The sequence below is a fragment of the Lactococcus formosensis genome (assembly GCF_018403745.1).
Classification (GTDB): Bacteria; Bacillota; Bacilli; order Lactobacillales; family Streptococcaceae; genus Lactococcus; species Lactococcus formosensis.
The window spans coordinates 85,804-105,776 of the sequence record NZ_BOVP01000003.1 but is presented as its reverse complement, the minus strand read 5'-3'; the positions used below and the strand labels follow the sequence as shown (position 1 = coordinate 105,776).

The following is a 19,973-nucleotide window of genomic DNA, read 5'->3' as shown; positions in this document are numbered from 1 at the left end:
TCAGAAAAAAACAGGTGGTTTCCTAAGCACTTTTTATTTCAGATATTCGTTCCATAATTCATCTATATCGAACATTATTATAATTTTATAAAAAACATAATCTTCATAGTATAAAGCATAGAAATATCTATGATAGAATGTACGGTAAATGCTAAAATAATCTTGGAGAGAGCTGTTGTCAAAGAAGAAAGTATACCTCATTTTAGATATTATAATTATCTTGCTCGCTTTTGGAAGCGTTATAATCATAAACAATTTAAATCATAATACAAGTACTTCTCAGCAAAAGCCGGAGTCTTCTTTGAATGGTCTTTATTATTGCTATAATGATAAACACAATACTTATACAAAAACTATGATGATGGAAATAGAAGACAGTACTGTTATCTTTTATTCAAAAACTAATAATGAAACCGACTATAAGGATACAGCCAGAATTAATATAAAGAGCAAAAAAATTTATACAGGTATTACTGCTAATTATTCATACACTAATGGGATATTTTCTTTTAACAAAATAAAATATGTCAAAGAAGGTTCAAAAATTTTTAATAAAGCGCAAGAATCCCAAAATAAAAAATGTTTGACCAATGATAAAAATACAAAAAAGCTTACTGAATGGCTATGACGCCAGTTAGTAAGCTTTTTTATTTCTTTTTGTTTTTTATGTTTTTATATGCGAGATACCCTTCAGGAACTACAATGAGTGCTATTATTATTCCGGGTAGAACGCTATAGCTCCCCTGAACTAAATCATACGATACGAAAAGGATACAAACAGCTAGAATTATTTGTTTTGTTAATTTAAAAATACTACACCTTCCCCTCTATATACAACACAACATTGTTGAAAATTTGCAGGACAAAATTCGCACATCACTTTGCTACTCCTACAATAATCGCTCTTCTGTCATTTTAGCATAATAATATGGAATAAAACATCATCTGCTAGATATAACTTTTTCTGATAGTACAATGTCTTCCCATGTACTGAGTTTAAATATAATTTACATCCTCTTTATGAATAAATTTTTTTGAAGTAGAGTATCAATAACTTTTGACTAAACTACTATTATATTTATGGAAAAAAACTTATTTCTTTGTTTTCACTAGATATTATGAAATCCCCTCTGATATCTCAGATAAAAAATAGTTCCATTATCAGGCACAACAGTACCCCAAAAACATACACAAGTTATTATATGTATGTTTTTTATTTCCTAAAATTTTCGTCAATATCTTTTATATCAGGTACGCATTTTGCCTCCTTCTTTATTTTTTATCTTTGTACTTTACGAGTACTTTTTTAAATTAGTTGTATCCCTTTTATAAAGACAAATTTTCATGCAAAAAAGACAAATATCTAATCGATATTCGTCTTCTTTTTATTTATATAAGTTATACTTTTTTTATAGGCTCTTATGCTGAAGTAATATATCTTCGAACATGTTCAGAATATTTTTATTTTCTAGTTCATATACTTCAATATTTATAAATTTAGATACATTTGAAAGCCTAAAATAAGCTGAATTTGTAACTAACACTAACTTTAATTTCTCTTCAAATGTTATTTTTCTATGTAGTCCATAAAGTCCAGCTTTCCTGGTAATCAGCATTAACCTCTAGAACTCCAGCCCATTTGAACTACTCATTTTATTGAGAGCTACCTTTTCTGCTTTAGCATGAATAGACAAACTAAACTAATAAGTGTTAATCCACCTAAAGTACTTAACTTCCATTGGTTTGCCTCAGAAGTTTTAGGTAAATCAGCATCATTCAAATCTTTTTTATTTAAATTTACAGATGATGTACTTTTTTCTAAGAATAATGTGTCAGCACTCGCTTTTAATTTATGTTTATCATTAATTGTAGGAGAAGATAACTTTGTTTGTTGAAGTTTATAAACATAGGTTACATCCACTGTTTGCCCTGCTATATATGAGCCATCCGCATTGGTAGGAATTTTACTTTCATCAAGCACATAAATTTCTCCATCTTTTTCAATACTTGTCAAGTAGAGAGGGGTTGCTAAAGTTTGATACTCCGGTGTTGCTTCTGATTTCAACCATGTTCGACTAAGAAGAGAGACCTGAGGTCTTAGAGGCTCCCCGCTCTCATCAACGTAATGGATATTTACATGCCCTGTCATCTCTTGTGGCTTAGCTTGAAGTTTATAAACATAGGTTACATCCACTGTTTGCCCTGCTATATATGAGCCATCCGCATTGGTAGGAATTTTACTTTCATCAAGCACATAAATTTCTCCATCTTTTTCAATACTTGTCAAGTAGAGAGGGGTTGCTAAAGTTTGATACTCCGGCGTTGCTTCTGATTCCAACCATGTTCGGCTAGGGAGAGAGACATGGGGGCTGAGAGGCTCCCCGCTCTCATCAACGTAATGGATATTTACATGCCCTGTCATCTCTTGAGGCTTAGGTTGATTATTAATCTCTAATGCTAATCCTTGATTAAATGCACCATAAATACTTGCATCGAGTACATATTTTCCTGGTCCTGAAATTGATAATGTATACCCAATATAGGTATTCCCTACACCACAAACGAAGACATGAAGAGTGCTTATAGTAACAGTTTCATCTGCAATAAATATCCATTCTGAGGATCCTTTATTACCATACACTGTTAGGCCTTGACTAATTAAATATGGCTGACCATTCCCAGGTATTGTTTTTTGGGGCTGACCATATTTAATAACCCCATCTGACTCCCCTGTTATTCCTGTAGAATAACTAGAAATGGTACTCTCGTTAGCAAAGACATATTGGTTTGGTATGATGGGAATTTGCCCTCCCACAAGGAATAATATACAAGATGAACATAAACTTATTTGAATATTTTTTATATATTTTTTCATAAGTTCTCCTTTCTTTATAGATTTATATTTTTAGTAAGCGGCCGCTTTCATCACTTATTTACCATATTATTCAAAAAGTCTAAATCTCTAATCGTTATAATTTTACTCTTATATCATTAAATAAAAACATGTGAACTTATCTCATTGCAACAGATTTTTCTAATCTTATTTTAATTTAATGATGTTATATATTCCAAGTGAAACCAAAGAATACGTAGATAAAATTGTTTATTCAATCACTAGCATTATATAAAACAGCTCTCTTCTAATATATGAAATAGCTATTTTAACGCTTTTATTTTTAAGTCAAAATGAGAACATGTCCTAAATAATGGACAAAATTTATACATGATTTATGCTAAAACACACATATTTTTCTAAAGACTATTACTCCTTGTTATCAATAAATAAAACTAAAAAGAAAACACAGGCGCTATTCTTTTCACTCCCAACACCTCGCATGTTTCAAGAACATCCTTGCTGCCTGTTTAGTCACTTCTGCATTTACAAAAACTTTGGGTACATTTAAAAATCTTAAATCAGTTGTGCCTGTAGATAACAATAAATCAGAAAGAACTTTTTGTTTCAGGCTGCCCCATCCATAGTTAAAGCGTAAAGAAAGGAAATTCTGTATCCAATAAAATAAGAAGTTTAACTTCAAAATCTCTTCTTTTTAGTATTTTTTTCTAGGATAAAGATACAAAATAAAACTCTGTTAAGATATTTTTTCCTTAACAGAGCTTTGTTTTAAAATTTTTATTCACCTATCATATATTTAAGCTTGAGTGCATCAAGTTAATCAAAACTACAAAATAGTTATATTATATAATTTCAACAATCCTCAACATCTTAGTCAAGCAGAGGTCATACTTTGAGTCCAAAACATTGTTGGAATCCTAATATTTAAATATTCTCTATATTTTAATTTTGAGTATGATAAAATGTTAGAGTTGACTTTTCATAAGTATATAGAAATAGGAGGAAAGAATGAACACTTTTAAATATATTAAACCAAAACTGTTTAGTGTTCTTAAAGATTATTCAAGAGAGCAATTTGCCAAAGATCTTATTGCTGGTATTATCGTCGCAATCATTGCTTTACCGCTATCCATCGCTTTAGCAATTGCATCAGGAGTGAAACCAGAGCAGGGACTTTATACAGCTGTTGTTGCAGGTTTTTTTATTTCATTTTTAGGAGGAAGTCGCGTTCAAATCGGAGGGCCGACTGCTGCATTTGTTGTTATTATTTATGGTATTATTGCTCAATATGGAATGAGTGGGTTAACAATTGCAACCTTTCTAGCAGGTATTATGATGATTCTGATGGGGGTTCTCCGCTTCGGAAACTTGATTAAATTTATTCCTAAAACAATTACCGTAGGATTTACACTGGGTATTGCAATAGGAATTTTTTCAGGACAGCTAAAAGATTTGTTCGGACTTGATATGGGAGCAGTTCCAGCTGAATTTGTTGAAAAATGGGTAAGCTATGTCCAGCACTTCCATACAATTCAGTGGCCAACTTTAATGATTGGGATGCTTGCTTTACTTATTCAGATTTTTTGGCCACATGTGTCTCAAAAAATACCCGGTTCACTTGTTGCTATTATAGTGACAACAGCTATTGTCAGTTTCGGCCATTTATCAGTGGCTACGATTGGTGATTTGTATACCATCAAGGCAGGATTACCCACACTCACAATGCCAAACCTATCCTTTTCTTTAATTCGCCAAATGATTTCCCCTGCTTTTACTATTGCGATTTTAGCCTCTATTGAATCACTTCTTTCATGCGTGGTTTCAGATGGTATGATTGGGAGTCGTCATCGCTCGAATGCTGAATTGGTGGGGCAAGGAGTGGGAAATATGATGTCTGCGCTGTTTGGCGGTATTCCTGCTACAGGTGCTATTGCACGTACAGCAGCTAATGTAAAAAATGGAGGACGTACACCAATAGCTGGCATAGTCCATGCATTAACTTTACTTTTAATTCTCTTATTCTTAATGCCTTATGCTTCACTTATCCCTATGAGTTGTTTAGCCTCAATTTTGGTTATAGTTGCTTATAATATGAGTGGTTGGCGCACCTTTATTTACATGCTGCGTAAAGCACCAAAGAGTGACATTGCAGTTTTATTAATTACACTTTTCTTAACAGTATTTTTTGATCTGGTTGTTGCCATTGAATTCGGAATGATTTTAGCAGCCTTCTTGTTTTTGAAACGTATGTCAGATGTTGCTACAGTTCGTCAATGGGTAGATAAAGACAACCTAGACAACGAAGAAATTTCTGAAGATATTGATTTAAAACAGGTTCCCAAACATACCGTTGTCTATGAAATATTTGGTTCTTTATTTTTTGGTGCTACAACTGAATTTCTTAATTTTACACATGAGGAAGGAAAAAGGGTCTTGATCCTACGGATGCGTAATGTACCTGCGATGGATATTTCAGGACTTGAAGCTCTTGAAGAAACTTTTGAAATTTGCAAAAAGAAGAAAATGACATTGATCCTTTCTCATGTCAATGAACAACCCTATCATGTTATGGAAAAAGCTGGTTTTATTGAAAAAATAGGTCGAGACAACATTTGTAAAAATATTGATGCATCACTTGAACGTGCAGAAAGCTTTGCTTAATTATTAAAAGTAGTCTTGGAAGAAACAATGATATTTTAGTGCGACAGTTTGTTTTAATACAGAACAGCTGTCGTTATAGTGCAAACACATATAGTCTAAAGTCTCTCGAATAGGATTTCGAGAGACTTTTTCATCACAATCAAAGATATCGCAAAATTTATCCAGTGGTGTGTTCAAGGTGATGAGACATTAAACGAACACCTCGTTTTTATGAAAGAACATAAGAAACAACTCGAAGAAAAAATAAAAAACTTTAGAAACTAATCTAAAGTTTGTACGCTGGAAAAATGGTATTACAGAAAAACTGCCAAGGCGGGGACGGAAAGTAGACACTTTCTCCCCGAAACATCTCCTGTTGCCCCTGAAATAAAACAGACATTTTATGATTGTTCTGACATATAAAATCAGAAATATTAAGCATCACATCATCACACTCTATTTTTTAAAAGAGCTACTCAGCAAGGGAAATGTTTTTATTGTAATTGTTCCAAAGCATTCTTGGGGATTTCACTTCTATCACGTCCTACCCAATCGACACTTCCATTTTCTTCGTTGTAAAAAATTTCTAAATAAGAATATGGTTTTATTTTATAAAAAGTACTGAACTTTAATATTTGACTGTCTCCCTTTTCATCAAACCCTTGTACTGTGTAAGTATACTGGATTACTTTTTTACCTTTTTTATAAACTTCTTTTTCACTAGGTTTATACGCATCATAAATCCTTACATAATAATTATCTCCCTTATATTGGGACTTGTACCATGAATAAGCACTACCACCAATGATTAGGAAAACAGCAGAATATAGCAAAATAATTTTTTTCACTTTATCATCCTTAATCTTTTCATTATCTTGATTATATCATGTTCTGATGACTCGGTTTTAATAAAATGAATATGAAAAGTAGCTTTTAAGCACTGCATGTAATTTTAGATAATAAAAACCGAAAAGATTATATGCTTCTCGGTATTTTTGCGCCGCAATTTTCAGTTAGAAAGAGAACAGCATTCTGAAATTCCTGCTAAACCCAGTCTTGCTTCAAGACAAAGTACGACCCACGTATCTCACCCGCAAGTTTTGAACGCTGACGCGCAAACTTGAATTTCCCATCCAGCTCTTGTGGTATTTCCATACCGACTGAAAGTTTGAAGCCAACCGCACGTTTAGGCTTCTTCCCTTCCTCAGCCGTTTTCTCATAGAGGACATTAATGACCATGCCATCTTCAAAGTAAAACTCTGGCCAGTAGATGTCTTCATCTTCATAAATCGCTACTTCCAAAATGGGAGATGCAAACTCAAGATCACGCTCCTCTTTCAGCAATTTTTTCAGCCAAGCGACTTCTTTTTCCTTTTCCACAGCAGGAAAAGTGATGTATTCGAATTTATATTTGTTCCAGAAATAACGGGCTTCATTGGCACGCAAACCTGCGAGGCTTTCCGCTACTGGTGAGCTTTCCAGTCCTTTCGTCTCCACCTGTCCTTCTTTAAAATTAACCTTATATGCCATAAAGACCTCCTGCTTCTTTTTACTTTATTATAGCAGAAATTTATGGGTACTTAGGGAGGTTTCACTTGTTAATTTTAGTTAGGATTGATGATGAGGGCGGGCCGTATATAATACTCTATTAAACTTGGGGAACTTCTTGGAATTGCAGCCAATAATCCGTCACTATTTGACACAGCCCAAGTCATCCGAAGTACGGGGCCAGCAGTTCCAGCAAAAGTGGATAATCTCCATAATGGTTTAGAACCATCTATAGTACGGTCTTTTGGTGTAGAAAATACGCCATTTTCTGACAAACGTGCTACATCAGCTAATGACAATTCAAACGCCCGTTTAGAACCACTCTCTTCATTGACGGTTGATAAAAGAGCTGAATTCTGAGCGAAATTAGCAGGTATCCAACCAGAAATGCCGTCTTGCCAAGTTATCGTATTACTTGGAAAATCACCAACTTCTGTAGTTATTGGCTGTACTATGTCATGAACTTCTTGCTCAAGGGATGCATACCAATTCTCTATCTGTTCATTCATAGATATTCCTTTATTTTGTATAATCATATGATTCCCCTCACCCATATCCTCAAGATAGCGGTATTGTTCTCCTGCCATAGTAAAGATACGACCAGACTCCATACGACTAAAATTAAAGGCACTTACAGGTGCATCTGTATCTGGAAAAGGATTACCATCCGCATCAGTTCTGATGCTTGTGAGGAGGTCAGACAAGTCCCCTGAGGCACTATTTTCATCCTCAAACTCTTGATCTAGACTTATAAGCTGGCTATCCACATGGATACCATAATAGTATGTCCCATTGATGGCATCCGCTATAGGAGTCATTTCAGCTGCATCCAGCAAGTAAGAGGTTGTCTGACCCGCATTAAGGGCATTAGCCCAGTAAGCCCAGCCTGTATTTTGATCAATGACCCAAAAATTACCATTTTTTTCCTCTTCTTCAAGTGCAGCCCATGCTTGGAGTGTGATTGGCTCGTGGTCTTGCGGGAGGTTTTGCGCAGTTTCGCGTATGACCATAGAACCCGGCCAAGTCCCCGCGCTATTGTCGTGACTTTCACCTTCAGACCAGTAACCATCTGTACCGTCTCCTGGATGTGTGGCTCCGTCTTCAAGGTAGTCAAGAGCGTCGCCTGCCGCAGCTGTGCGGAGATCTTCTTCATCATGATTAAAGGTTGGAAGATACCAAGGTGCAGTCTGTCCATTACGTGTCCAACCAAAAGTTAAGTTCGAATACTGATTCAGGCGATCCGCTCCTTCGCCTGTACGTGTATTAAGATTAGTTCCAGAAGGAATATAAGTACTCCACCCCTGTGTATTTTCACGGCTCGTCCCCTCTACGACAGGTGTAAAATTATCTTGACCACGCTCTTGGATTTCCATAAACTCGGACAGACGAATACGTGCCATAATGGGTGTTTGACCATAGTTTTCGACAAAAATATCCTTGTTTTCTGTATCACGATTGTAGTAATCGTGGACACGACCACCAACTTCAACTTCATTATCACGTAAACGGTCATTAATGGCTTGTTGGTTAAAGGCTGTGAAGGCGAAGGTGCCACCGATTAAGCCGAGCAGAGATAGGATAGCGATATTCCGCAGTTTCCGTTTTTTATCTGGTGTCATAGGTTTTCCTCATTTCTATTGATTCTATTGATTGATAATTGTAAATGCCAAAAAACGCTCCAAGGGGTCCTGAGCGTTTGGGTGCAAGTAAAAATAGGCGGATGTCTACCGCTGGTGCTGTGCTGTGCTGTGCTGTGCTGTGCTGTGCTGTGCTGTGCTGTGCTGTGCTGTGCTGTGCTGTGCTGTGCTGACCGATTATAAGTCATCTGCTTTACCCCGTCAAGTATTTTGTTATCATTAAGTAACAACAATAACATCTATATAATATTATTGTAATGTTTTTCTTATGATTTTCAAAATAATATTAGGGGTGAGCACTTGTGACAACAACTCCTCTGTTTCTAAGATATGCGCAGAGGATAATTGAGCAACAAAAAAAGCCCTACTTCTTCGTAGAACTTCTTCTTATATATTAATCAGCAGCCAAGGCTTCGATAGTGTTCAAACGTGCTGCACGTGCTGCAGGTGCAAGACTTGAAAGTAAAGCGATGATCAGCGCGATAATTACAGCAAAGATAATATGGCCAGAAGTAATCTGAACGATATTTCCACCGACTAAGCTATGCAAAGCTTTGTTGATGATACTTTGTCCCGCAAAGGCAAGGGCAATCGCAATAACTGCAGATGACAAGCCAAGGATAACGCTCTCGGCTGTAAACATACGAGAAACATCTTTACGACGTCCACCTAAGGCACGAAGGACACCAATTTCTTTAGTCCGTTCGGCAACGGACATATAAGTTGTTACCACAATCATAAAGATTGAAACAATCAAGCTAATACCAGCAATGGCAGCCAAGACAGTTGAGACAATCCCTGTAATATCTGTGATTGTATCCAACATACTACCGATATTTGTTGAGGCAAACACAAGTTTGTCATTATCTTTGATATCATTGATAGCTTTGGTTACATCTTTAACTTTATCTGTATCTGTCACAGTGACGTAGGCTGTGTTTGGCATCGCATCGATATTATTTGCAGTAAGCATTTCTTTCAATGCCTCTGTTGAAGTCAAAGTACCAACCATTGGCATATCTTGCAAGACGCCTGAGATTTCCATATCTTCTGTGATAGTCACAGGAGTATTGTTTTTATCCACAGTTTGGAAGCTTACTTTGACTGTTTTACCAATCACAGCTTTCCAGTCTTTTGCTTCATATGCTTTTTGATCAAACTTCTTCATGTCTGCTTCAGAGATAACGATTTGTTTACCTTTAGGTTCTGAACCAGCATGTAACGTTGAAGACTGAATCATCGGTGTCCAAGACATAATCGCTTGGTTACTTGTTGTTTGCCCCTTATAGTCAAGAGTCACAGCACCTGCTTTTGTAATCCCTGCATCCACTGTTTTAACATTATCCAAGTCCTTCAACTTGTTAATGTTTTTATCAGAGATACCAAGCATTGTTTGCTGCGCAATTGAGAAGGCTTCATCATTATCTTTACCCTGATTATTTGCGGGGTCGCGTTGAACCACGGAAATAATATTAGGGTTTGCCAAACTTGTCACCTGATCATTCATATATTTTGTTGCCCCAGTCCCTAGACCAAGGAAGAAAATAACAGAGAACAAGCCAATAGCTGTACCAATAGCAATGAGAAGATTGATTTTCCAAGTATTTGTAAAGTGCTTAAAGGCTGTTTTAACCACATCACCATAAGAAAGAGCCTTTGTCTTGAAAGACTTTGCTTCATCAGGCACAGGATAAGCTGGCTTATCACGCTCGTCTCCGATAATCTGCCCATCTGCCAGACGAATGGTACGTGTGCCATAGTCCGCAACTTCTTGAGAGTGAGTGACGACAATCACTGTCTTACCAGACTGTGCGATTTGGCGGAGAAGGGCCAATACTTCTTTCGTATTTTGCGAATCAAGCGCTCCTGTAGGCTCATCAGCAAGGATAATCTCAGGATCACTGGCCAAAGCACGCGCAATGGCTACACGTTGTTTTTGTCCGCCTGACAACTGTGCAGGTTTTTTCTTACGGTGCTCGTAAAGGCCAACTTGTTTGGTTAACTCAACCGCACGTTCGACACGCTCTTTTTCTGATAGGCTTGTCATTTTCAAGCTAATCAAGATATTGTCAAGCACGCTCAAGTAGTTGATCAAGTTGAAAGACTGGAAGATAAAGCCGATCGTATCCCGGCGGTAAGCATCCATATCTTTTTCTTTCTTTGCCTTTTGCGCGACACCATCAATGATGACATCCCCATCATATTCACGGTCCAAACCACCGATGATATTCATGAGGGTTGATTTACCACCACCAGACTCACCGAGTAAGCTGACAAAGTCTCCACGCTCAAACTCAAGGTCAATCCCCTTAAGTACTGGAAATTCATCTTTACCTAAAAAGTATGATTTCCTAATATTTTTTAATTCTAATACGGGCATAATTTCTTCTTTCTAATAATAAAGATGTTTCTATTATACCTTAAATTGTACCAAAGAACTTAGGACCTTAGACTGATTTAAGCTTATTTTAAAAATCGTCCCAGTTATCATCGTTTCTGCTGCGTGGATTATGCCCAAAATTCCATGGATTATGCGCATCTCGCATCTGACGTCGCATCTCTTTCCTCATTTTTGCTTCCATTTCTCTGCCCATGTGATGCATCATTCGTGGGTCAAAGCCTCCAGGACGCATGCCACCACCAAAGCGGAAATCACATTCCTCATCAGCTGGATTAGCTTCTTCAAGTTTTTCCAAAATGTGAATCAGTTGAACTTGTTCTTCTTCTGTAAGATTACCAAAAATGCCTTCTGATAAGTCATCTTGACTTTCTTTACGTTCAACTTGAGCTTGCTTGCCTTCTTCCGTCAGGAAAACACGGCTCACTCGCTTATCATTTTCGTCTGTGACACGTTTGACCAAGCCACGTTGCTCTAAACTCTTCACTTGAGCTGTTACGCTTGAAGGTCGGATATCCAAGATTTCGGCAATTTCAGCATTGGTCAGTCCATCAGCCTTCCAGAGTTCAACCAGAAGCCCTTGTGCGCCTGTACGTGATTTTTTTTCTCCGAGTCGACTTGTCATTCTTTCCATATGTAAAGCCATAAGAAGTTGAGGATTATGGAGTAGTTTTGAAAAGAGGTGTAATAATTTATTTGTTTCTGCTGACACAGTTATTCTCCTTGATATTTAGTTTAGCTAATACACAAGCTAACAAAATACATTTTAATACTTTTATTTCGTTTTGTCAATATAAAAACTAACGACTCTTAATAGTCGTTAGTTCCTAAGTCCATTTGATAAAGCTTACGGAAGTCTTCATTGTGTTCAAGAAGGTATGCCGGTTGATCATCAAGCTTGATTTTACCTTTTTCTAAAAAGATAACACGATCCATGTGTTGTACACCCAACAGATGGTGAGTGATAAAGATAATCGTTTTGTCTTTTAAGCGCTCAAAGAAGAGACGCAACAGTTGATTTTCGGTAATCGGATCTAGCGAAACCGTCGGTTCATCCAAGATAACCATATCAACATCGGACAGCAAAATACGTGCTAAGGCTAAACGCTGACGTTCCCCCCCTGAAAAACGTAGTCCTGCTTCATCCACGACCTCGTTGAGTTGATTAGGCAGGGAAGCTACCATTTTTTTCAAGCCTACAAGCTCTAAAGCATTCCAAATTTCTTCGTCACTGGCATCAAGCCGAGCCAAGCTAAGATTGGAACGGATGCTGGCATTGAAAATATATGGGCTTTGGTTAATAACACCAATCTTTTCTTCAACATTATTGGCATAAGCTGGTGCAATTCCGGACAAATCCAAAGTCCCTTGCTGTGCAATAAGATCCCCACGGATAAGGCTTGCTAAGGTTGATTTACCTACTCCTGAGCGACCTAAAATCGCTACATGCTCTCCTTTTTTGATATGGAGATTTAAGTCATCAAAGATAAGCTTGTCATCAAAAGCAAAACTTAAGTTAGAAATTTGTAAGTCTGTCTCCGTAATCGTTTCTTGTCGCACCTCTTCCTTAACATCAGGTAAATCATTGAGACGCTGAACAGAATCACCATAACGTTGTGTCTCAACAACAGCGTCAGACAAAGGTGCAAAGGCATCAAACAAAGGAAAGGCAGCTAAAGAAACAGCGGCAATGTAGTTCGGTGCATCTCCCGCATTTAAGGTTGAACCTGACCAAACAATCAGATAGACCACAAGTAAAGCAAAGATGAGCTGCAACACAAGGTTACGTTTCCGTACATAGCTCAACAGTTTTTCCTGAATTTGACGTGCTGCTTTTTCTGAGGTTTGATAATCAAGCAAGAAATCTTCCTTTCTCCCTGATAAAACCCAGTCTTGCAAGCCTAAAACATCATCTGTCAAGTTAGAAAAGAGTTGGTTGCGATAGTTTTTCAAATCACGGTCATATTTCGCCGATACTTTCAGTGACACATAAGGAAGCACGATAACCATCAGGCCTAAGAAAAAGGCAACTACAAGAGCTAAGGTTATCGAGAAGACGCCTGAAGCGATGATGAGAGCTACAGATAAAGAGCCAACAATCATCAAAGGGAAAAGAGTCCGCAAGAACAAGTCCTGAATATTTGCAATATCTTCATTAAGCAAGCCGAGAAGGTCACCTAACTTGTAGCGTTCAGACAGACCAATCGCTGATTTTTCCAATCTGAGGTAAAGCTTGCGCCGAAGGTTACTGGTAATGCGTAAAATCCAGTTGTGGGATGTTAAGCGTTCAATATAACGCACCACAGGCCGTGAAATACCAAAGACACGAACCATCAGAACAGGCACATAGATAATCAAAATGTTTTCGGGTTTAGTTGCTGATTTTGAAATCACATAGCCCGCTGAAAACATAAGCAGGCCAGCGCAAAACATCGTTATTGTCCCTAAAATAATTGCAAGAATCATTCCGAAACGATATTTACGCAGGAAAGGTGTGATCCAATCATTATTAAAAAGAATCTTCTTCATTTTTTCTCCATTGTTTTTACAATCATGCTGTTTAACCTCTCATCTCACGCAAGAGCTCTTGATAGTATGTATTAGTCGTTAAGAGTTCTTTATGTGAGCCTGCAGCTTCAAGCTTCCCTTCATTGAGAACGAGAATTAAGTCCATCTGAGGCAGCCAATGCAAGCGGTGAGTCGCCAAAAAGACGAGCTTGTCCTCAAAGAGTGGCAGAATATTTTCCTTTATCTCCAGTTCCGTTTCTACATCAAGGTGCGCCGTTGGCTCATCAAGGAAAAGAATATTTCTTTCTTGAGAGAGAAATGCTCGCGTGAGTGCCACACGTTGCATTTGCCCACCAGATAAGGTACGGCCTCCTGCACCAATATTTGCATCCAGCCCGATTTCTTCTAGCAAGTTTTTCAAACCGGCAAGTTCAGCTGCATGAGTGATTGCTTCATCTGTAGCATCTGGCTGATAAAAGGCTAAGTTAGCGCGTAATGTTCCTGCAAAGATATAAGTATTTTGAGGGATAAATTGCAAAGACTGGCGGAAGTTTTCATCGTTAAGTGATGTCATCTGATATTCATTGAGCTGAATCTCTCCAGCACTTGGCATAAGAAACCCTGACAGCATACTTAGCAATGTCGATTTACCTGAACCCGATTCACCGACTATGGCTACCTTGGTAAAGCCTTGCAGCTCTAGATTAATGTCCGAGACACCACGTCCAGTATCAAAAACTTTGCTCAAATTATGAAGTTTCAGCTGTGACTCTTCTGTCCAACGGATAGGCTCAGGAAGAACATTTGTCAAATGATCTTCTGTTTTCAGCACTTCGTTAACACTGGCATAAGCATTTTTACCATTTAGCGTTGCGTGATAGTCCGAGGCAAAGTCACGCAAAGGCAAGAAATACTCTGGAGCCAAAATCAAAGCAGCCAAGGCTGGGAACAAGAGAATTGCACCGTTCATCAAGCGAAGACCTAAAAACAAAGCTACTGTAGCAACAGACAAGGTTGCAAAGAAATCCAGTGCAAAAGTTGAGAGAATCGCAACACGTAACGTAGCCATTGTTGCTTTACGGAAACGTTCTGACGTTTGATAAATGGAATTGGCATATGTTTTTGATAAGCCAAAATATTTTAAGGTCGAAATCCCGCGGAGCGAATCTAAGAAGTGATTGGATAAAAGTTGGAAGCTCTTATACTGTCTTTCTGCCTGCCCTTGTGCAGCATAACCCAGTAAAATCATGAAGATTATGGCAAAGGGAAAGGCAATCGCCAACACAATCGCTGTCTGTAAATCCAGAAAGGCAATCGCAATCAGCAAAAGAATCGGGATTATCATCATATTCAAGACTTTAGAAAGTACCAACTTGATATAAGTTTCGACCTCATCAATGCCGGAAATAACTGTTGATGTCAGATTACCTGTTCCCATTTCACGTGTGACAGACGGCCCAAGTTTAAAAGCTTTTTCAAGAATCTGCCCACGCATATCTGCTGCCAAATGGTAAGACACCTTATCAAGCATATATTGACGTAAAAAGTTTACGACTTCTCGCCCAAAAAAGCTTAGAAAAAAGCCAACAATGTAGATCAAAACCTGCATGAGCTCTTGACCTTGCCATAGACCTGTTATTGCTTGCGACAGAAATAAAGCCTGTCCTAAAATACAAAGCGCTTGAAGTAGGGCGAGCCCTCCAAGAGCGGGAAGAATCTTACGTACTCCTGGAAGAGTAAATAGAGTTCTGTCAATCATTTTTTTATTACCTATTCTTATTCATATGATAACTTTTATTATAACAAAATATGAGTATCAAGCCTTTGAAACTGCTTATAATTTCACGCTTTTATTCGCTTTTGTCTAATAAAAAATTCCTTTAAAAAAGGAATTTTAGAATCAATTATTCACTGATACGTTTTCTGAAAATGTAGTAAGTCCACGCCATATAAGCAAGCACAAATGGCAAGATTGCTATTGTGATGTAGGACATTGTTGTCAAAGTATAGTGTGTTGAGCTTGCATCCTTAATCAAGATGCTATAAGCTGGATTTTCAGCAATCATTACACGTGGGAACAACCCTTGGAAAAGTAAAGCAACCAATGCAAGGAAAGTCAAACCAGAAGATAAGAAGGCTGACATTTCACGTTTCTTAGCAACCGAAACATGTGCAAACACAGTCAAGAGAACGATAACAGCTAACAACCCAATTGTTAAAGCTGCATGTTTTTCAATAAAGTCTGTTTTCATAGCAATCAAGAGAGCAAAGACAACTTCCCCTGCATAAAGCACAAAGTAAAGTTTGTTTGCAAGGTCATTCGCCCGTTTGCGCATATTTCCTTCTGTCTTCAAAGCAATGTAGTTCAAGCCGTGCAAGAAGCTCATCAAAGCTACTGCAACACCACCAACAAGTGAAAGTGGGTTTACGTATGTTGTGAAGCTGGCATAGATATCACCGCGTGCATCCATTGGAACACCTTGAATCATGCTGGTAAACATCAAGCCGAACAAGAAAGGAATAAAGAAGCTTGTCACTCCTAAAATAATTTCCCAGCCACGCTCTACTTTTTCTGATTCGCTACGGTGACGGAACTCAAAGGTTACCCCACGTAAAATCAAGCAGGCGAGAATTAACAACAAGATGTTGTAATAACCAGAGAAAAGGGAAGCATACCAATAAGGGAAGCTGGCAAACATAGCACCGCCGGCTGTCAAGAGCCATACTTCGTTCATGTCCCAGAAAGGACCGATTGTAGCAATTGCTTGGTTGACCTCACGTTTATTACGTGCCAAGGCCAAAACGCTCATTCCTACACCAAAGTCGAAGCCTTCGAGGAAGAAGAATCCCCCAAAGAGCACTGCAATTAAGATAAACCAAAATAATTGTAATCCGCTCATTTCAAAGCCTCCTCTTCTTTTTCTTCTGATTTAGAATGCTTGTCCTTACCAAGATTATGGCTGCTGAACGGATCTAAATCAACATAAGCTGTTTCTGCCTTATGTGCACTGTCACGCATAATACGGCGTGTCAAGATAATCATGATAGTACCTAAAACACAGAAAAGAAGGAAATAAACGATATTTGAGAAGAGCAAGCTTCCCACTGAAACGTTGGGTGAGACAGAATCTTTGATTGTAAAGAGTCCATATACAGTCCATGGATAACGGCCCAACTCAGTGACCAACCAACCTGAAGTGATAGCAAGGAATGGCAAGAACATTGACCAGCCGTAAAGACGCATCATTCCAGGTTTTTCATACATCCAAGGTTTCTTACGGCGTGTCCAGAAGAGGCCGAGAGCTGAAATCAGCATAAAGTACATGCTCAATCCAGCCATAATACGGAATGTATAGAAGAGGACTGTAACTGGTGGATAGTAATTCAGATGATCTCCATATTTAGCTTCCAGTTCCTTGTTGATTTGATTCATCCCTTCAACTGAACCTGAAGGACGGTGGTATGTCAAGATTGACAGCACGTACGGTATGCGCACACCGAAAACGGACTTGTGATCAGCTTCGTTAAAGAATGCAATCATGTCCCAAGCTGCTGGGTCCTCTGTTGTTTCATAAACACCCTCTGTCGCTGAGAATTTCATCGGTTGCGTGTTTTTAACTTCCAACATTTGTTGGTCACCAGCTACAAAGTTCCCCATCGCACCAATCAAGGCCACCAAGAGTCCTAAACGCAATGCAGGTTTGAAGAAATCAACTTCACGTTTTTTGAGGATTTGGAATGCAGAAATACCAGCAACTGCAAATCCACCTGTCAAGAACGAACCTGTAATAACATGGGTAAATTCTAAGGTTGTTTGTGGGTTTGTCAATAAAGCTGAGAAACTGGTCAATGTTGCACGACCATCAATAACTTCATAGCCCACTGGATTTTGCATGAAGCTGTTCGCTGCCAAAATCCAAAGTGAAGAAAGCCAAGTGCCGACCATAACTAAGCCAAGTGCCGCCAAGTGCAACTTTTTGCCTATACGGTCCCAACCAAACATCCAAACACCCAAGAACGTTGATTCCATAAAGAATGCAAGCAGTGCTTCTACAGCAAGTGGTGCTCCAAAGATATCACCGACAAATCGTGAATAGTCTGACCAGTTCATCCCAAATTGGAATTCCTGAATAATACCAGTCACGACTCCGACGGCAAAAGATAATAGCATGATTGCACCAAAGAATTTGGTACGTGTTTTCCATTTCTCATCGCCCGTTTTAACATACAATGCTTCCATAATAAAGGTCATCAATGTTAACCCTATCGAAAGGGGAACAAAGAAAAAGTGGAAGATTGTGGTCATGCCAAACTGGAAACGCGCGAGAGTTTCAATTGTCAACATAAAGCCTCCTATTGCTCGAATAAAGGTAAAAGTACACAATTTTCGAGACTAACAAAAAATTAATTACAATTCATTGTAACACTATGAAAGCGTATCGAAAAGAAATTTGTTTATAAATTTTAAATTTTGATACATTTATTATACAGCTTCTTCTTTGGTGTTCAACTTGACACAAAAAAACACTGTTTTTTAAGGACAGTGTTTCTTTTTAAACCATATTTTTTATCCTAATAATCTTGAAATCCTGTCCTGATTTTGCTGGAAGGATAAATTCATCAAGACACTCTCTCAATAGCTCAACAAAAGAAAGTTTTTGTAGAAAATGAATGTCTTCAAATGTTAGTTTGACTGCTTCATCTGTAGGATTAATAACATAGATAAAAGCTTCGTAGTCCGTGTATCGCAGAATTCCCAGGATATTTCCTTGGAAAAATGTAGTAAATTTCCCCTGAGTGAGCGTCTTTTCTGAATGCCGTTTGACAATCCACTGACGATACAAACCATAAGTCGGCTCATGGATATTATTCCACGGGAAATATTTCCTATTTTTGGGGTCTTTACGACCTGTTAGTCCTGCTTCATCACCATAATAGATACAAGGTACTCCTGGGAGGCTAAAGAGCATTCCTACAGCCAAATCATTTGCTTCATCACCGACCATCGTCAAGATACGTTCCGTGTCGTGTGTACCAAGGTTATTAAAATTATTGTAAAAAATATCATGAGGATAGTTTTCACTCAAAACCAGCATTTGATAAGCAAGGTCCTGAGCTGTTTTCGTCATTGTAAGGTAAGCAATGATCAAATCACGAAACGGATAATTCATCACGGCTTGTAAACTCTCACCCAAAATATAGTTACGCCGCTGACCATAGGAAATCTTATTAGAGGCATCTTCCCACACTTCACCGATAAGAATCGTCTCTGGATAGCGGGACAAATTTTTGCGGATGCCACGAATAAAACTGTCCGGAAGTTCATCCGCCACATCCAACCGCCAGCCATCTATGCCAAATTGATTCCACTTGGCTAAGACCGAATGTGTATCCCCATAGATAAAATCCCGAAATGAAGGATTGTCTTTATCCACTTCTGGAAGATCTTTAATCCCCCACCATGATTTATAATTCATTGGATATTCTGTAAATTTAAACCAATCCATGTAACGACTGTCTGGATTTTTAGCTGCACCCACATCGCTTCCATATTGTCCCGAGAGATTAAAATAGCGCGAATCCTTACCCACATGGGAAAAAACACCATCCAGAACGATACGCATATTTTCTGTGTGAAGAACGTCCACTAATTCTTGAAAATCTTCTTCTGTTCCTAGCATGCTATCTATTTGCAGATAGTCATTGGTATCGTAGCGATGATTACTGGTTGCTGAAAAAATAGGATTGAGATAAAGTGCGGTAATGCCCAGTTCTTTCAGGTAAGGTATCTTTTCGATAATACCACGAATATTCCCACCAAAGAAATCCCACCGTACAACGTCACCATTTTCATTCTTGACATAAAGCGGCGTATCTTCTTTTGTCGCATAAATGAAGGAATTAGGTTTGGGATGATTGATTTTACCATCTGGATTGCCATTATGAAAACGATCTGGAAATATTTGATAAAAGACGGCTTCCCGATACCATGCTGGAGCGACATCCCTCATGGAAAAAATCGTTGCTTGATAGGGGCGTACATCATTTTCATTCATATAAAGTACACCTTCACCACCAAGGCCGCTACAGCCATAATAAAACTTTTTAATGCCCCAATCCGTTGGTTCACTGATTTCAAAATAATAGTAGTAAAGCCCTTGTCCAACATCGAACTTGACGGAAGCACTAAAAATGCCTCCCCCTAACTTTTGCATATCAAACTCCGAGCGGGCACCGAAGTCACGTCGAATGATAAACTTGATAGTAACATTTTCCTTGTCGGTTTTCAGATTGACCTTCATGATTTGTCCCACTTGAATTGCCCCGAAAGGTTGTTTGAAGTCTGCATCCCAAGAGTTATAGTAGTACATTGTCAGTCTCCTCTCAA

Annotated in this window: 14 protein-coding genes; 2 read left to right on the top strand and 12 right to left on the bottom strand. The window is 38.2% G+C overall.

Annotation, left to right across the window (positions count from 1 at the left end):
* The first annotated feature begins 175 nt into the window (after positions 1–175).
* Positions 176–628, top strand: a complete 453-nt coding sequence (locus tag KJS37_RS03965) for a hypothetical protein (RefSeq protein ID WP_213495995.1) — start codon at positions 176–178, stop codon at positions 626–628.
* A 1,035-nt stretch (positions 629–1,663) separates the two neighbouring features.
* Here the strand turns inward: KJS37_RS03965 and KJS37_RS03960 are convergent.
* The gene (locus tag KJS37_RS03960) at positions 1,664–2,815 is read right to left on the bottom strand and encodes a MucBP domain-containing protein (RefSeq protein WP_213495994.1); all 1,152 of its coding nucleotides are present in this window, start codon (positions 2,813–2,815) and stop codon (positions 1,664–1,666) included.
* Positions 2,816–3,862: 1,047 nt separating this feature from the next.
* On the opposite strand from KJS37_RS03960, the gene KJS37_RS03955 reads away from it, so the two are divergent.
* On the top strand, positions 3,863–5,515 hold the full coding sequence (locus KJS37_RS03955; RefSeq protein WP_213495993.1) for a SulP family inorganic anion transporter: 1,653 nt from the start codon (positions 3,863–3,865) through the stop codon (positions 5,513–5,515).
* Between the two features lie 473 nt (positions 5,516–5,988).
* On the opposite strand, the gene KJS37_RS03950 is transcribed toward KJS37_RS03955, so the two are convergent.
* The 11 genes from KJS37_RS03950 to KJS37_RS03900 all read right to left on the bottom strand — a co-directional run bounded on the left by KJS37_RS03950 (position 5,989) and on the right by KJS37_RS03900 (position 19,956).
* Complete coding sequence (locus KJS37_RS03950) at positions 5,989–6,342, bottom strand: YxeA family protein (protein ID WP_165714111.1); 354 nt, start codon at positions 6,340–6,342, stop codon at positions 5,989–5,991.
* Between the two features lie 196 nt (positions 6,343–6,538).
* Entirely contained in the window at positions 6,539–7,024 is a 486-nt protein-coding gene (locus KJS37_RS03945) for a DUF8821 family protein (RefSeq protein ID WP_213495992.1), read from the bottom strand.
* Positions 7,025–7,098: 74 nt separating this feature from the next.
* A complete protein-coding gene (locus tag KJS37_RS03940) occupies positions 7,099–8,661 on the bottom strand; it encodes a hypothetical protein (RefSeq protein ID WP_213495991.1) in 1,563 nt (520 codons plus the stop codon).
* On the bottom strand, positions 8,658–8,867 hold the full coding sequence (locus tag KJS37_RS03935) for a hypothetical protein (protein ID WP_244851328.1): 210 nt from the start codon (positions 8,865–8,867) through the stop codon (positions 8,658–8,660). The genes KJS37_RS03940 and KJS37_RS03935 overlap by 4 nt, the downstream gene beginning before the upstream one ends.
* 206 nt (positions 8,868–9,073) lie before the next feature.
* Entirely contained in the window at positions 9,074–11,059 is a 1,986-nt protein-coding gene (locus tag KJS37_RS03930) for an ABC transporter ATP-binding protein/permease (protein ID WP_213495990.1), read from the bottom strand.
* An 88-nt stretch (positions 11,060–11,147) separates the two neighbouring features.
* Complete coding sequence (locus KJS37_RS03925) at positions 11,148–11,789, bottom strand: MarR family winged helix-turn-helix transcriptional regulator (RefSeq protein WP_017368590.1); 642 nt, start codon at positions 11,787–11,789, stop codon at positions 11,148–11,150.
* Positions 11,790–11,887: 98 nt separating this feature from the next.
* On the bottom strand, positions 11,888–13,606 hold the full coding sequence (cydC, locus tag KJS37_RS03920; protein ID WP_017368589.1) for a thiol reductant ABC exporter subunit CydC: 1,719 nt from the start codon (positions 13,604–13,606) through the stop codon (positions 11,888–11,890).
* A gap of 31 nt (positions 13,607–13,637) precedes the next feature.
* A complete protein-coding gene (cydD, locus tag KJS37_RS03915) occupies positions 13,638–15,344 on the bottom strand; it encodes a thiol reductant ABC exporter subunit CydD (protein ID WP_213495989.1) in 1,707 nt (568 codons plus the stop codon).
* A gap of 145 nt (positions 15,345–15,489) precedes the next feature.
* On the bottom strand, positions 15,490–16,485 hold the full coding sequence (gene cydB / locus KJS37_RS03910; protein ID WP_019294287.1) for a cytochrome d ubiquinol oxidase subunit II: 996 nt from the start codon (positions 16,483–16,485) through the stop codon (positions 15,490–15,492).
* A complete protein-coding gene (locus KJS37_RS03905) occupies positions 16,482–17,930 on the bottom strand; it encodes a cytochrome ubiquinol oxidase subunit I (protein ID WP_014025183.1) in 1,449 nt (482 codons plus the stop codon). Before KJS37_RS03905 ends, cydB begins: the two co-directional genes overlap by 4 nt.
* A gap of 208 nt (positions 17,931–18,138) precedes the next feature.
* Positions 18,139–19,956: a glycoside hydrolase family 13 protein gene (locus KJS37_RS03900; RefSeq protein ID WP_213495988.1), complete on the bottom strand. Its 1,818-nt coding sequence runs from the start codon at positions 19,954–19,956 to the stop codon at positions 18,139–18,141.
* Between the last annotated feature and the right edge of the window lie 17 nt (positions 19,957–19,973).

Bases quoted from the DNA above. Each gene is read 5' to 3' on its own strand.
- cydD (WP_213495989.1), bottom strand. From the start codon at position 15,344: ATGATTGACAGAACTCTATTTACTCTTCCAGGAGTACGTAAGATTCTT.
- KJS37_RS03935 (WP_244851328.1), bottom strand. From the start codon at position 8,867: ATGACTTATAATCGGTCAGCACAGCACAGCACAGCACAGCACAGCACA.
- KJS37_RS03945 (WP_213495992.1), bottom strand. From the start codon at position 7,024: ATGGCATATAAGGTTAATTTTAAAGAAGGACAGGTGGAGACGAAAGGA.
- cydB (WP_019294287.1), bottom strand. From the start codon at position 16,485: ATGAGCGGATTACAATTATTTTGGTTTATCTTAATTGCAGTGCTCTTT.
- cydC (WP_017368589.1), bottom strand. From the start codon at position 13,606: ATGAAGAAGATTCTTTTTAATAATGATTGGATCACACCTTTCCTGCGT.
- KJS37_RS03930 (WP_213495990.1), bottom strand. From the start codon at position 11,059: ATGCCCGTATTAGAATTAAAAAATATTAGGAAATCATACTTTTTAGGT.
- KJS37_RS03940 (WP_213495991.1), bottom strand. From the start codon at position 8,661: ATGACACCAGATAAAAAACGGAAACTGCGGAATATCGCTATCCTATCT.
- KJS37_RS03905 (WP_014025183.1), bottom strand. From the start codon at position 17,930: ATGTTGACAATTGAAACTCTCGCGCGTTTCCAGTTTGGCATGACCACA.
- KJS37_RS03955 (WP_213495993.1), top strand. From the start codon at position 3,863: ATGAACACTTTTAAATATATTAAACCAAAACTGTTTAGTGTTCTTAAA.
- KJS37_RS03900 (WP_213495988.1), bottom strand. From the start codon at position 19,956: ATGTACTACTATAACTCTTGGGATGCAGACTTCAAACAACCTTTCGGG.